Raw genomic sequence first — 15,708 nt, 5'->3', positions numbered from 1 at the left:
TTAAAGCAATTACGGCGGTGGAATGATGATAGACATGACGAGTTTGCTGCGTTCAATCGACAACAACCACAAAGGGCTTCAATTGCTATTAGGCGATTTTTATAAGGACTTTTCAGACGCAGCGAACAACATAGAGACGCTCCATAAAAGTGACCGTTTTGATGAGCTCAACAACTACTCAAAGAGATTAAAGACCATCTTAACTTTACTGTGCGATCAAGACTTGCCACCCAAAATGGCCAAATTGGAACATTTGAGTAAGCACGAATTCCCTGCACCAGAAGATCTTTTAGAGGATGTAAAAACTGAATTGCACAACGTCAATCGACAAATCAATCACTTGTTGGACATTAAGGAAGTAATAGATGACAAGTCATCGAGGTAGTCATGAGCAATAACCAAATAGAACATCACTTAAGAAAAGCGCTCGTTTCTAATAATGAGGCTTCTAAGGTCACAGCTGATGACACCATTGTGCTTGCAAGTGCCATGACCAGTGTTCACAAAACGTTGCTCATCATATTCCTACTCGCTTTAGTCGCTATTGCCGTGGCATCACAAGCGCGTATCGACATCGTCGTTTCTGTACGTGGTGAACTGTTGTTGGAATCTGACGTTGAGAAGGTTCAACACCTAGAAGGCGGCATATTGGAAGAGATGTTAGTCCGAAAAGGAGAAGTCGTTTATGAAGGTCAGCCGATCGCACGAATTCGCTCACTAGACCGCAACACACAACTCGATACCGTGAATACTGAGATTATTCAGATAGAGCTCGATAAGATTCGTTATGAAAGCTTACGCGACATGGTAGAACCCAACTTCGCTTCTTATATCGAAAAATTTCCAGAACAAGTTCAGGTCAACATGAATACATGGCGACAAGAGTTCTCTAAAAACCGTTCAAATGAAGAGCTCATTACCCACGATATTAAACACAAAAACTCCCTGATTAGGTCAATGCTTAAGCGTCGTAAAAGTTCAGAGAACCAACTATCGCTCATTCGCAAACAACTCAACATCAAAAATACGCTTTATAAAGAAGAGATGGCGTCTTATGTCGACGTTCTCAACATGAAAGTACAAGAATCCAATATGGTACGTGAGATTGAAAATCTCGATGAGTCGGTCATGAACGAACGTTTTCAGCTCGACAAACTGGAAAAACAACACCGTGACTTGGTTGAGAACCGAAACTCTGAGTATCAAGCGCAAATCATTCAAGCGAATAAAGATCTCAAGCTAAAACGTATCTTACAACCACAACATTCCGACAAGGTTGATCGACTGGTTGTCTACTCACCAGTCGATGGCGTGGTCGACAAACTGCACTTCAATTTCCGTTCAGCTGTGATTCCGCCAGGCGAGAGTATCGCCGATATTGCCCCAATAAATAATTCGTTACACGGTGAAGCGAAGATCCCACGTAAAGACATGGGATTTGTCGAAATTGGTCAGGCAGTGAAAGTAAAAATGGATACCTATAACTTTGCAAAATACGGGTTTGTTGAGGGAACCATCGCCTCAATCAGCCGCTCGTCTTATGAAGAAGAAGACGCCGAATTCTATTTAGCAGAGATTGAAATTGACCGAAACTTTCTTGAACGAGGAGGCACTCAATACAAATTATCACCTTATATGGAATTTACCGCCGATGTAAAAACAGGCTCGCGTCGCGTGATCGAATACGCAGCGAAGCCGGTGATGTCAGCCATCGAAGATGCTTTCGATGAGAGGTAATCAATGAGCGGAAAACCTTCATACAATATTTCTGTACCCGCCCTACGACTGAGCATATTGTTTAGCATTGTACTGGCTGCGCTCGCTTTCTATTTATACTTTTCTTGGTCGAAAGTAGATTCAGTCGCGCAAGTGCAAAGTGCCCCACTGCTCATACAAGCTCAGAGGCTTAATCAGACCATCGAACAAGATATTCAAACTCTGCAGCAGTGCTTAAGTAACGACACTTGTGGTACTAACGAATTCAATCTAGTTAACTTGAAGCGTGAAATAGATGAATTTCGATCTTTAGCCTCTTTGAACAAAACTGAGTTCAGCTTGGTTGGCGCTATTGAATACACTCAACTTGAATTAGCGATTAACCGTTTCACCGATAGCGCTAAAGCACGTGCCGATGTACTCGATTTATATCTCTCACTGACCAACAACTATCTGCAGATGGATGACAACTATCGCACCATGTTTAACAACCATGCGAGCGATTTGATGTCTGAGAAAAACGAGTTCTTCGTTTGGTTGTTTATGGTGGTCGTAATACTGGCCGTGATAACGGTTCTATCTAACGCTGTCGCCATGTTGAAACTGAAGAAATCCAGCTCTAACGAACGCGAAATCGACTATGAGTTCGATGCACTGTATCAAGAACTAAAACAGTTAGATTTACAAAGGCTTGAAGAGCTTCTTAATGAAGTGAGCATCAATCCCAAACAGCGTCAGATCTACTCTCATCTCAAACTGATCTTCAGTAAATTGGAAGACCAAAAGCGCAATAACGATCTCTACAAACAGTTGTATGCACTCATCGGCTATGAGATTCGTGGGATCACCAACACCATTAACGGTGGTGTCCAGTACCTCGTTCAAGAAACCGATGAAAACGGCGTGTTGATGGCGAAGGATATTACGTCTGCATGTAGCACCCTATCTGAGCTAGCAGAAAACTATAATCGATTGATTTCACAGGGTACGGAAAGCAAGTCGAAAGAGTTCTCGTTATTGAGCGTGTTATCTGAATTAATGATTCATATCAGTGCCAAAGTACAACGTAATGAAAGCCAACTGGACTGCTTTATTTCCGACAACTTACCCAATCGCGTAGAAGGCCAATCCACCAGCTTGTTCTGGATATTGTTCCTGCAGCTTTCCAATGCCATTCAACTCAAATCAAATAAGAAACTATTTGTGACGATTGAATCTGGGGCGGCTTCAGACATGGAAAATACCCGAGTTACCATCAATCTAAACTTCCTTTCAACGTTAGATGTCTCTGTAGCCAAGCTCAATAAACTCCATTGGAGCAGTCACAAGGACCACACCGCAAGCACAGACGACTTAGCAAAAAGCGTATTAAAAGATTACGGGTATTACGAAAGTCACTGGTTCCAATCGGGTACGCAGGAACGTTTTCAGATTGAGCTTGATCTCAAGGCGAAGAATTTCCACACAGAAAAGACTCGCTTCGACGGTAAGCGTTTACTGCTGTGCGCCAATACTCAAGTTCGCATCGATGTGATGAAGAAAATGCTCAGTAATTTGGGGCTGGACATCACCGAGATTCGTACCGCCAATGAGTTATTTTCAGCGGCGAAGACCTTTGGTGATTACGATGCGATTATGCTCACCGATACCTTTGAACCCAACAAGTTACCGTCACTGAGTAAAACGGTGAAATCTCAACTTAAGAATCACCCAAATACCAAGTTGTTGCTGTCAGTAACCAATACTCAGCATGCGCAAGAGTGTCACAGCTTCGTCGATAAGATCATCAACTCCCCTGCGATTCCTTATGAGTTTATTCCCAACTTGCTCACCATTATGGAAGCAGAAGCATCAGAAGAGCAGATGGAAAACAGTTCATTCCTTATCGTAGAGGATGACCGAGTTCAGCAAATCTTACTTAAACGAATCCTCACCAAACAAGAGTATGAACCAGACACGGTTGGCGATGGCGCTGACGCAGTTGAGCACTTCATGAATAAACGTTCTGACATCATCTTCATGGACTGCATCATGCCGGGTATGGGCGGCATTGAAGCGACCAAACGCATTCGCCAGTTTGAACAAGAGAACGAGAAAAACCCTTGTACCATCATAGGGGCAACCGCATTGACCAGCAGTAACGAACACCAGGCTTGTATTGAAGCCGGAATGGATTACGTGATCAGCAAACCTTACAAAAGCGACCAAATCATCAAGGTGATCAACAAGTATGTGGCGGTACAGAAACTTAACTAGCAGCATTATGGCTGCGCTTGCATTTAGCACAACACCTTCAGCATCGGCGACGACCCTGCTTGAGGCGGTAGAACTCGGCCTGCAAAACAGCCTGTCTCTTCGCGCCAGTGATAAAGGTGTGGAAGAGAACGAATACAACATTGGGATCAGCCGCTCTAAGTTTCTTCCTTCACTCAATGGTGCAGCTGATACTACATGGAATGAGAATGAAACCTTGTTATCGAGCGTGCCCGACGAAACCTCTAGCTATAACTCAAACAGCTACAGCCTTTCCCTTTCCCAATCGATATTCAATCTGGGTGATATTTTTAAATATGGCACGGCAAAACTCGACTTTAATATCGAAGAGATTAAACACGAGAACAAAATCCAGAGCACCATTTCTGAAATCGGCTCTCAATACTTCGAGTATTTGAAAAACAATGCGCAAATAAAAGCGACCAAGGTCGAACTTAAGTCGTCTGAGACTCGTGAACATCAGATGCGACGCAACGTAGAATTGGGAAACACAGCCGCCAGCGAGCTGTACGAAGTTATCGCTCAAAAAGAAGGCGTGTCGAATCGATTAAGAACCTTGCAGAAAGATCGCCGTGTCATTCTCAACGGGCTCTCTATTCAAATTCAATACCCTATCACTCCGTCGCAAGATATATACGAAAGCGTGCCGTTAAAAGAGATCAACGAAACCGAGCAACGCACGATCATGGATCAGGCGTTAAAGCTGAATAACGACTTGTTGGTGGCAAAGAAAAACGTCGAGAGAAGCCGTAGAAGCTTAAAAGAGAGCGGTACGAACTTCTTGCCTACCGTGTCGCTTTCAGCCAGCTATCGTCACGATGACGCCAATAACTACGATAAAACCGACATCACAGCGACAGGCGAAAGCAACTCAACTAGCGTTGGCTTGAACCTAGCCTTGCCTATCTTGTCGGGTGGCTCTGATTACTACGGATATCAAAAATCCTCGACGGCGATTGAACGTACCGAGCTGCTTTATCAAGACTCGCTTTACACCACGCGCAACAGCGTGAACACCTCTGTGCTCAACATCAACGATTTTTCGCAATCTATAAGCAGTTACGAGAACATCATTCGCGCCAACTATGCCTCTTACAAAGGCATTCAAAGGGCATACCAGTTAGGCACCCGTACGATCACCGATTTGCTTGCCGCAGAAAGTAAGCTCTTCAGCGCCTTAAGAGATTATGAAAGCGCACGATACGACTACATCATCGAAACCATCAAGCTTGAGCAAGTTAAGGGCGTGCTCTCGATTCAATCGATAGAAAGCATCATGCAATTGATGAGTGATATCGAAGGACGAAACAATCAAGAATTAGTGCCGAAACACCTTCTCTCAACTGAGTCGTTGAAAACAGGAGGTCGTAATGCAAACTGAGCAGTTTTCTCAAAAGATCAATATGGCAGATAAGTGTTATCTGACTTTCTCTACGATAATTTCCACTCTATTTGGCTTGGTACTGCCCTTCTCTATACTCATCATTTTCGACCGAGTATTACCCAACCAAGCACAAGATACGTTGTTCTTATTATTCGCGATTATCTTGATTTCTATCTTCCTCGACTACCACCTGAAAAATCAGGAAGAAAAGATTTCCTCTGTCATCATGAGGCAGTTTGAGACCAACTTAACCAACAAGGTGTTCCAATCAATCTGTTTGGCTGAAATCTCTAAATTTCGCCGCTTAGAACCGGGCGAATACCTCGAACGAATCTCAACCATTCCTGAGCTGAAAACCTTCTTTGGTGGGGAATCGGTTCGAGCGCTGATCAACCTTGCCGTCAGCGTCATAACCATCCTCATCATCGGCCTTATCAACATATGGGCTGGCGTGACGCTTCTGATTGCCTCGCTCATTTTAGCTATTTTCGCTTGGAGCCTTTCTAAGCAAAAGATTGGAAGCTTACAAAACAAGTCCGATATAGAGGGATTAACGACGTCCAAGATCATTGAAATCATTTCTAGCCCGCTGGATATCAAAGCACGAAACATGGAATACCGCGTTGAAAGCCTGATGACACAAATGGTCGAGGAACGTGAAGTTGAAAACATCAAATACGAACAGATTGAATCGAATTTTGGCTTGATCTTAGCGCTCATCCAACAACTCTCAATTGCTTGTGTTGTGGTGGTATTGGCAACAGCCGTGATCAATATGGAGTCAAGCCAAGGCATCATGGCCGCGATAATCATGCTGACCAACCGTTACTTTGCGCCCTACCAACAAGTGATGCGTACCGCGAGCCGTTGGGAACTAAACAAACTCCATATACAGCGCATCGCCGAGCTTCTTGAACTGGCCGCATCGGTTGAACATCAACATGAGACGACCGAAGTAGAACGTATTTCTGTTAAATATTCTGAAAAACAGCGTATCGAATTTGAACTCGGACAAACCTATTTGCTTACCGGGAAAAGTGGCTCCGGTAAGACCCACCTTGCTAACTGTATTACACGTCAGAACAATGATAACAAACTGGACATCATGATTAATAGCACGCCTCTGAGTGACGTAAACTACAACGTTTGGCGTAACAGCGTGCTGATGGTTGATAAAACAAGTTCATTCGTGGAAGGGACCATTATTGATAACCTCACCTGTTTCCGTCCAAGCTTGAATAACACTGCTTTCGCCTTATGTGAAACCATGAACATCAAGGCGCAAATTGACGGACTTCCTGCTGGTTTTTATACGGAACTCAAAGGGCATATGCGCAATCCATTCTCTCGCCAAGTGGGATATGCTCTGTTATTAGTCAGAGCCCTGCTCGCCAGTAAACGTGTATTAATATTCGACGATATAGATTGTGTCTTTGATGAGGAATTTGCGCGCGTCGTGCTGACCAGTACCGCCTATCGTGCCAATGACAAAATCTTAATCATCGCCAGCAATAAAATGGACAAACTCAACCACCGCCTCAAACGCGTAAAACTTACCGGAGGTGACCAATGAGTATCCTAGTAGACTTCAATAATGTGCCGCAACGTGTCTTGGATTTTGAATCTAGTGGATACGACGAACGTTACAGTCAATCGCCACTTATTCGTGGTTTGGCCTACACCTTGATAGCACTCGAATGGGAAGGCACGCCCGCTATACTCAGCGATGCTTTTATTCCAAAACCCAAAGACGGTGATAGCTTTACAGCAACCATAGAGCGCCTTGGATACCGCTGTGATGTGACAAAACTAAAGACACTCGAGAATATCGATAAATATCCTCACCCGTGCTTTATTGAGATAGAAAACCTCAGTGCCATCTTCTTAGGGACAAAAGATGGGAAGTTGCTGCTGTTTGATTACACGAACAACAACACCATTGAATACCCAATGTGTAAAAAGCCCTGCTTGCTGATTTCTATTAGCGAATATTCTCGTCTGTTCCGCGAACCACCTCCGGAATCGCAAGACAGAAGCAATTGGATAAAATACGCTTTCTATCGTTACAACAATGAACTTAAAAGCCTGATCATTCTGAGCTTCGTCATTAGTATTCTCGGTGCATTGCAGCCATTCTTCATCATGAGTGTCTATAACTTCGCACTGACTTCGAGCTCTCAAGCCACGCTCTATTGGTTGACCCTATTTGCCGTGATCGTCGGCTTCTCGGAATACTTCTTCAAAAAGATGCGGGTCAACATCATTGCCACCTCAGGTAAAGATCTCGCGGTTCACATATCCCAAGCCGTAACATCGAAACTGCTTTGGCTGCCCTACGCAATGACTTCAACCGCAGGGGTTTCGTCTCAGTTGGCTCGTTTGAAAGATATCGATACCTTCCGCCGCTTAGTGACCGCAGAATCGACCCTTAGTTACTTTGATATGCCGTTTGTGATTGTATTCATCATTGCGATTGCTCTGATGTCTGGCACGGCAGCGCTTGTGGTGATGGGTGGCTTAATATTAATGTTGGTGTTCTGTGTTTACTCTCGTTACATCTACTCACAAGCTACATCTAAAAGCTCTCGCGCCAACGCCATGGTCTCTTACCAATGGAATGAAATCCTTCGTGGTATCAAGACCATTCAAGGCTTGCCTTTGTTGCGCGTGGTTCAATCTCGTTTTAGTGCCTCCCATATGCAAAGCACCAGTGATGCGGAGAATGTTGCTGTAACCAACAGTAAAATTCAGGCTGCAGGCGGTAGTTTGATTCAGGTGATTGGTACTGCAAGTATCGTGACCGCAGTAATCGGAGTCATGGAAGGCACTTCTGATGCGGGTGCGATGCTTGCGACCGTTATTCTCGTTTGGAAAGCACTAGGCCCGATCATGGGTATCTATAACTCAATTTCTAAGTTTCAATCCATCAAGGCGTCATCGGCACAGATAAACAATTTAATGTCGATGAATGACGACAAGCTAACGCTAGAAAAAAGCCCGCCTATTCGGCTGTTCCAAGGAAATATTGTGGGCAGTGGTGTCAGCCACCGTTACACAGGGGCAGCAACAGGGTTAACCAACCTTGGTTTCAAGATACCTCCCAGTGCAAAAGTCGTCATATGTGGCCCGACTGGTTGTGGAAAAACCACGCTCATTTCAATCATGGCTGGTTTAGAAGATCGTTATCAGGGCGCGGTGTCTGTCGATGGCTATAACATTAAGCAATTCAACAGTTATCGCTATCGCACGTCGATTAACTACATCCCTTTCAATTTGCACATTTTCGAAGGTTCTTTGGAGACCAATTTCATTTTACACAATGGATTGATTCCGACAGAGAAAATGCAGGAGATGGTGAGCTTCTTCGAGCTAGACGAATGGCTGCCAGAAGGCTTGGCGACTCAATTGAGTGTCGATAAGTGCAAAGGTCTTCCCAATGGCATTCAACAAAAGCTGCGTTTGGCACTTGGTTTAGGTAACTGCGAGCAATCTCTGATAATTATTGATGAGCCCTTCAACGGTGCTGAGCAAGAAAACGCGCAATACTTTAACCGTTTGTTCAGCGATAAGTTGCTGAATAAGACAGTCATTTTTTCGACCAATGATCCCGGCTTAATCGCCACATCCAACATGAGTTTGGTTCTAGAGCCAGATGGAAACTTGAAATATTTTGGCTTAACAGACAAATACTTAAACAGTTTGAGCTAAATCATAACGCTTACTCACAATTCGTCATTTCGCGACATGGATGTAATTGACAAAATCATAAGTGAGAGAGATGATTCGACTCAATACCACAGGTAACAAGGAAACAAATGTACACATTCGTTGCAGACAAGCTTGATGTTGCTTACTTATCCGCAATTCCTGAGAATCATATATTTCAGGGCTGTGACGTGCCTGAAGAAGAAATCGAACTTCGAGAGATCATAGAAGTTTGGTATGAGTGTGCCTTTCTACCCGCTTTCAATCTTCAGAAAATCGATATCGAGAACAAAGCTGAGTTAACCGTCGTACAATCAAATGTTCTGAGCAACGATACGCGTACGCTCGCTTTCCTACTCAAAAACAGAGTGTACCGCGCTGCACTGAACAGAATGCTCGGTGTTTGGGCACTAGAACCTTCTGCAAAAACGGTATTAGAGCAACTTCTATTTGAACTAAGTCTCGATAAAAATCACCTTAATTAACTCGCTTTTTAAGATACTCATCAATAAGCATCAAAATCAAACCGACCGCCAAACGCTATAAGTTGCTAGCAAGAGAAGCAATTTCAAAATAAGCTGTGGAATCACAAGAACTTATACCCCTCCCACACTTCCATTAAATTTACAGTTTCAAAGTTTCCATATCGGCATTTTTATTCTACTGTTTTTATATAAAAACAGTTGGATGGATCCTTATATGGCGATTACGGTCTGGAATAACCTTTCAGTCAAACATAAACTCTTTGGCTTAGTTCTACTTCCCATTTCATTACTACTCTTCCTCGCAGGTAGACAAGCTTATATTTTAACGACTCAGTTGACCGATTTTGAACGAACCAATCATTTATCTGTGTATCTTCAAGAAATCTCGGTTCTGTATAGAAGTACTCTGGCCTCTAGCCCGGAAGAGTTCGCGATACAGAGCGGTCAAGTGAGGGCTGAATTAGAAAACCTGTCTCCAATCATTTTTTTAGATACTTCTGATGAAATGAATCAACTGGTTGCCGACTTCAGCGAAGCGACCTTATCGACGATGAAAGCCACTGGTAGCTACGACAAATTAGATGCCCTTGAGTGGCAGAGCGATTTGTACAGACAGTTACTCCTCGAAATAGAAAAAGTCCCATTTGAAAATACCAAACGGGGAATTCAACAGCACTTATCCGCACTTCAACAATTAGAGTGGTTAATGTTCTGGTCTAATGAGGAGTTTAAGCTCAGCGCTTCACTCTTCGATATTTACCAAGACCATCAAGAATATGATTCTGAACTTGCTGAGTTGATTGAAAGCCTCAGTGCTAGGCAAGTTTTGTTCTTAGAAAGATTTGTATCCTTAAATGCCAATGCACATCAAGTTTCACTCATGATTGAGGTATTTAAAGATGAGGCTTTTATGAAAAGCCAAGAGATACGTCATGGGCTTCATAGCGCATCCACAATAGTCGCCCTTACCCCACAAGAAATCACTATTGGACTCAATGCGATGAGTGCTCGACTAAACCTATTGCAGAATTTAGGAGATGTCATCAAACAAGAATTCCAAACAGAAGTAGGTCAAGCTATCTCCGATGCTCAGATGGAGCGAACACTATTTATTTCTATCGTCGCTTTACTCGCTACCATCGTGATGGGGTTGACCTTGAGTTTAGCGAAACAAGTCACCAACAATCTTGGGCTCGTTCTTAGGTTCTTAAAAAGTGAAAATGATGATACCCGCCCTTCTTTGGACAAACTGATTCAAGGCAAAGACGAACTCAGCCTATTTGCTCAGCAAGTAGAGCGACTGACCATCGAACGAGAACATGCAAAAGAGAAGTTAACGATAGCGAAAGAAGACGCAGAGCGAGCGAAAGAAGACGCCGAAGAAGCCAAAGACCACGCAATACAAGCTAGCAAAGCGAAAAGTAGCTTCTTGGCCAATATGTCTCATGAAATTCGAACCCCACTGAATGGCGTTATCGGAATTTCGGAGATCCTGTCAGACACACCACTTACACCAACACAACGTGATTATGTAGATACGATCGAGACCTCATCCCAACTACTGCTAAGCCTGATCAACGACATCTTAGACTTCTCTAAGATTGAATCTGGCATGCTATTAATCAGCCCGCATTCGGCATCGATTAGAGAATCCATTTACGACATCGCATCTATTGTCGCGCCAAAAGCTAAAGAGCAAAAAATATCAGTGAACGTTGATATCAGCCCAGACACACCTGCACGCGTGATGATCGATGATCACCGATTAAGACAGATCTTGATGAACTTTATGTCGAACGCGGTGAAGTTCACAGCAAAAGGTGGCGTTACCCTGTCAATCCAAACGCTAAACAAAGCAGAAAACAATGTCACCCTAAGGTTTTCTGTGCGAGACACGGGGATTGGTATCGATAAACAGCAACAGAAACAGATATTCGAACCGTTCGCTCAAGAAGATGATTCAACGACCAGACAATTCGGTGGTACTGGTCTTGGCCTTGCGATCAGTACTCAGCTTGTTGAACTTATGGGTGGTCAGATCCAACTCGACTCCGTCAAAGGTGAAGGCAGTTGTTTCTACTTCGATCTAGAATTACCCATTGATTTAATGTTGCCAAAACCAAGCACAGCAACCGCCGACATTTATGTTCTAGGTAACGCGAACATGCTCTCTAAACGAATAGAATGGGACCTTAACCTCTATGGTTTAGAAATAACCCAACGAACGAGAGATACAGTTGAGCTTACACAACAACTCACGATTCAAAAGCACGCTAACCCAATCACAGTTGTCTTTGCTGAAGATAACACATTCCAAGCCAATGACTATACCAGTGACTTAGATAAGCTCCACCAAAACGGCATCACTATCTGCTTGATTCGATCATTTTTGAGCGAGCCGGCTGACATCGGCAATTGTGTTACGGCTCAAGTATCACAGCCCCTACTCGGTTTACGTTTGATTAAAGCGGTTGAGCTCTGTGATACACAAGGTCGGGTTGAGCTTTCAGAAGCGAACCAACCTTCTCTAGAGATACAACACAAAATTCTGATCGTCGAAGACAACAAGGTCAACCAAAAAATTGCCGGACTTCATGTTGGTAAAAGTGGTTTTGAATTCGAGTTTGCGAATAATGGCCAGGAAGCCGTGGACATGTTCAGCTCGAACCCTCACTACGCAGCAATACTCATGGACTGCATGATGCCGGTTATGGATGGCTTTGAAGCGACAAGTAATATTCGCCGCGTTGAAAAAGAGACCAATGCCACGCGTCGTATCCCTATCATTGCCCTGACCGCCAGTGTGATTGATGACGATATTCAAAGGTGTTTCGACGTGGGCATGGATGACTATGTGCCAAAGCCATTCAAATTTGAAATGTTAAAAGAAAAAGTACTTGCCGCCGTTGAAGCAATGCCACTTCCTGTTGCCTACAAAACTAAACCTACGAAAAAACCCGCGACCGTAACGCCGATTCTTAATGCTGCAGCTAAACGGACAGTACCAGAGGAAATAGAACAAAACCCGGTTCCGAGCAAATCTGAAAGAATACTGCTCGTCGAAGACAATCGAGTTAACCAAAAAGTCGCTTCGGTCATGCTAACAAGGGCTGGTTACGCTTTTGAAATTGCAGAGAATGGTCAAATTGCCGTTGATATGTACCAAAACGACAGTAGTTTCGACATTATATTAATGGATTGCATGATGCCCGTTATGGACGGCTTCACAGCAACTAAGGAGATTCGGGAGCATGAGAAAAATCTAGGCTTAAGCAAAACTCCTATCATCGCGTTAACCGCCAGTGTTATCGATGATGATATTCAAAAGTGCTTTGATTCAGGCATGGATGGATACGTAGCGAAGCCCGTAAGAAAAGAAAAGCTATTCCATCAAATAGAAAGTGCGACTTGTTAGGAGAAACCCATGGATTGGATTAAAACAATAAAAACACTTCCACGCAGAGTCATATTGCCAGTCGCGGTAGGGCTATTAGGAAACTTGCTTCTTCTCAGCCCAGCTCATGCCGCAGAAGATTACGCCATATTCTCTTTAGATTCAGGATTTGAAGAAATATCGATAAACAAAGCAAGGAAGCTGTATAGAGGAAAAACAAAACGACTCGATGGTAAACGTGTAGAACTTTCTGATTGGCCTGAAAACAGCAGCGAACGTGAAGTTTTTTACCAACAACTGCTTGGAAAAAACGCAGCTCAAATGAATGCCCATTGGGCGAGCTTATCCTTCTCAGGTAAAGCTCGTTATCCAAGAGAGATTAAATCGGCGTCCACCGAAACCTTGGTTGACTGGCTTGATGACAAGCCCAATCGAATTGGGTACGCCCCGCTCTCGACGCTCCCTGAAAATGCCAATATTCTATACGTTATAAGCTCGGAGAAATAATATGAAAAAAATAATTACGTCAGTGCTATGTGCTTCAATTGCCTCTCCGGCTTTAGCTATTATTGAACTTACCGATAATTTTTCGTTAAGCGGATTTGGTTCTACTTCTTGGGCAACATCAGATAACGACTCCCCTTTAATCATCAACAATGGTTTTACCGATGAAAATTGTTATGACTGTGATACCACACTTGGAGTTCAACTCGATTACTTTTACAACTCATTTAAAGCTTCCGTACAAGTTGTCAAACCACCCCAATATGATTGGAGTGATCCTCAACTCGAGTGGGCTTACTTGGGCTATGAATTTAACGACTTCGATGTGAGTATTGGTCGATTACGACTGCCACTATTCCTTGCCTCTGAATACTATTATGTTGGCCAAGCCTATATGACGGCAAGACCACCGACAGAGGTGTATAACAGCGTTCTTGGTATTACCGCTTTCAACGGTGTCAAAGTGAGTTGGACTCATGATGTAACCGATGAAGCTACCCTACAACTCTCTCCATTTGTCGGAATCAAAGATAAGAATGAAGTAGAGTTCAATTCGACAACCGAGCTGGAATTCGAAACAAATCGAATGTTTGGTGCAAACCTTCAATTAAGTGGTGATAACTATCGTTGGAACTTATCTTTCCTTGATTCAAATTTCGATCAAACGACAAAAATTAAAAACGTTGGCACGCTTCCAACAGCAGACAACCAACACATCCAACTTTGGTCGCTAGGCGCTGAATATGAATTTGGCCAAGCGGTATTGGCGAGCGAAGGTCAAATCAGTGACGTTTCTTCATCCATGTACGCCAGCCTAGGTTACCATTTAGGAGTATTCACACCTTACGTAGTATACGGCGCGCAATTTAACGCCAATGAGCACTTAGAAGGGAATAGCTACTTAGTCGGTGTAGATTACGACTTGATGTCAAATATATCTATCAATGGTGAAATGCAATTCTTCGAAGCTCGTAGGTCAAACGGTGCCTTTATTGACGCCCCTAAAACCGATAAAGATGCATTGCTCTACACCATCATGTTGAGTTTTGTTTTTTAGCTCGAATTCAAATCGATGGTCACTTGCAGCAATTAAGATCCAAAAAAGCCAGTCGAATATTTCGACTGGCTTTTCATAAGCGGCTTATCTATTTACTCATTCAAATATTATGAGCTTGGCGCTACTCGCTTCTCTTTCAGCTGCTCAATAACATAGTCAGGAGCCACTTTACCTAGCTCACTTAAGCAATCATCGGTCTTGTCGTTGCCGTATCGCACGTAGATATCACATACCGCGTATAACTGCTCCGGAGAACCAGAGATCAAATACGCCTTCTCGAACGATTTAGTCGATTTGTCGATATCCAGCTCTTCTTGTAGTACCCCATTCAAGTACCAGTAGTAGCTGTTATCTTTTGCAAGTTCTGCTGCTACTTCAATCTCTTTGGCTGCTGCTGCCTTGTCTTCAAGGCGAACCAAAGTTAATGATTTAGAATAGTGCATCGCTGCATTGTCCGGCACGTTCTTCAAACCACGATCCAACACCTCGACCGCTTGTTGATCTTTATTCTGAGCTCGGAAGTTATCCGCGTAGCTCAGCCAAACTTGAGGGTCTTTCTGGTGAGTATTAATCAACTCAAGATAAATCGTTTCCGCTTTATCCCATTCATTGTGCCAACGGAGCACGTCAGCGAACAACAATTGAAACTTTTCAGATTCTTGTGATTCCAAGAATGTTATTAACTCAGCGACAGGTTGTTCGATTTGTGCTTTCTGTTCTTTATCTAACGTATTGTAATCACGAACTAAGTTCGATGTTGCTGAATGACGAACCATAGAGTCTGTATCGCTCAGCAAAGGCGAAACTAACGCCCAACGATGCTCAAGTTGATATGGCGAAGAACCGATAATCGAAGCCTCACGAACTTCAGGGTTTTGATCTTTTAAGCCTCTTGCCACCGCCACCAGCGCATTTTGGCTTGGGTATGAAGCAAGTTCTTGCAGTGCACCAGTACGATTTTCAACGGATTGATTCTGATCTTGAGCCATGTAAGACAACTGTTGAATACGGGTTTGAGTGTCCGTCATTTCGAGCACTTGATTGATATTTTGTGCCGGTGCGTCAACAGTTTGCTGAACGCTATTCGCTGCCATCGCAGACGTTGAAATCAATGCGGACGTTGAAACTAATGCGGACGTTGAAACTAATAGAGCAACAGCCGTCGCTAAACTCTTCTTCATCATAGTAT

11 protein-coding genes are annotated in these 15,708 nt (G+C 43.5%); 10 read left to right on the top strand and 1 reads right to left on the bottom strand.

Features of this window, described 5'->3' with window-relative positions; genetic code table 11:
- Positions 1–22 precede the first annotated feature (22 nt).
- The 10 genes from ACED59_RS04525 (at position 23) to ACED59_RS04480 (ending at position 14,519) form a co-directional block, all read left to right on the top strand.
- Positions 23–385: a hypothetical protein gene (locus ACED59_RS04525; RefSeq protein WP_004730527.1), complete on the top strand. Its 363-nt coding sequence runs from the start codon at positions 23–25 to the stop codon at positions 383–385.
- A 2-nt stretch (positions 386–387) separates the two neighbouring features.
- Positions 388–1,737: an HlyD family type I secretion periplasmic adaptor subunit gene (locus ACED59_RS04520; RefSeq protein WP_017092939.1), complete on the top strand. Its 1,350-nt coding sequence runs from the start codon at positions 388–390 to the stop codon at positions 1,735–1,737.
- Between the two features lie 3 nt (positions 1,738–1,740).
- The gene (locus tag ACED59_RS04515; protein ID WP_017098937.1) at positions 1,741–3,972 is read left to right on the top strand and encodes a response regulator; all 2,232 of its coding nucleotides are present in this window, start codon (positions 1,741–1,743) and stop codon (positions 3,970–3,972) included.
- Entirely contained in the window at positions 3,947–5,371 is a 1,425-nt protein-coding gene (locus ACED59_RS04510) for a TolC family protein (RefSeq protein ID WP_017098938.1), read from the top strand. The genes ACED59_RS04515 and ACED59_RS04510 overlap by 26 nt, the downstream gene beginning before the upstream one ends.
- The gene (locus tag ACED59_RS04505; RefSeq protein ID WP_017098939.1) at positions 5,361–6,947 is read left to right on the top strand and encodes an ABC transporter transmembrane domain-containing protein; all 1,587 of its coding nucleotides are present in this window, start codon (positions 5,361–5,363) and stop codon (positions 6,945–6,947) included. Before ACED59_RS04510 ends, ACED59_RS04505 begins: the two co-directional genes overlap by 11 nt.
- Entirely contained in the window at positions 6,944–9,082 is a 2,139-nt protein-coding gene (locus tag ACED59_RS04500; protein WP_017098940.1) for an ATP-binding cassette domain-containing protein, read from the top strand. Before ACED59_RS04505 ends, ACED59_RS04500 begins: the two co-directional genes overlap by 4 nt.
- A 107-nt stretch (positions 9,083–9,189) precedes the next feature.
- Entirely contained in the window at positions 9,190–9,564 is a 375-nt protein-coding gene (locus ACED59_RS04495) for a hypothetical protein (protein WP_017098941.1), read from the top strand.
- Between the two features lie 214 nt (positions 9,565–9,778).
- Positions 9,779–12,979: a response regulator gene (locus ACED59_RS04490; RefSeq protein ID WP_017098942.1), complete on the top strand. Its 3,201-nt coding sequence runs from the start codon at positions 9,779–9,781 to the stop codon at positions 12,977–12,979.
- A gap of 9 nt (positions 12,980–12,988) precedes the next feature.
- Complete coding sequence (locus ACED59_RS04485; protein ID WP_017098943.1) at positions 12,989–13,465, top strand: hypothetical protein; 477 nt, start codon at positions 12,989–12,991, stop codon at positions 13,463–13,465.
- A 1-nt stretch (position 13,466) separates the two neighbouring features.
- The gene (locus ACED59_RS04480) at positions 13,467–14,519 is read left to right on the top strand and encodes an ABC sulfate transporter permease (protein ID WP_017098944.1); all 1,053 of its coding nucleotides are present in this window, start codon (positions 13,467–13,469) and stop codon (positions 14,517–14,519) included.
- A gap of 107 nt (positions 14,520–14,626) precedes the next feature.
- Here ACED59_RS04480 and ACED59_RS04475 read toward each other — a convergent pair whose 3' ends face one another.
- The gene (locus ACED59_RS04475; RefSeq protein ID WP_017098945.1) at positions 14,627–15,703 is read right to left on the bottom strand and encodes a HEAT repeat domain-containing protein; all 1,077 of its coding nucleotides are present in this window, start codon (positions 15,701–15,703) and stop codon (positions 14,627–14,629) included.
- Positions 15,704–15,708: the final 5 nt, after the last annotated feature.

The organism is Vibrio sp. FF266 (assembly GCF_041439695.1).
GTDB lineage: Bacteria > Pseudomonadota > Gammaproteobacteria > Enterobacterales > Vibrionaceae > Vibrio > Vibrio tasmaniensis_A.
Note: the sequence above shows the minus strand (reverse complement) of the source record. Positions and strands in the feature narration are given on the sequence as shown.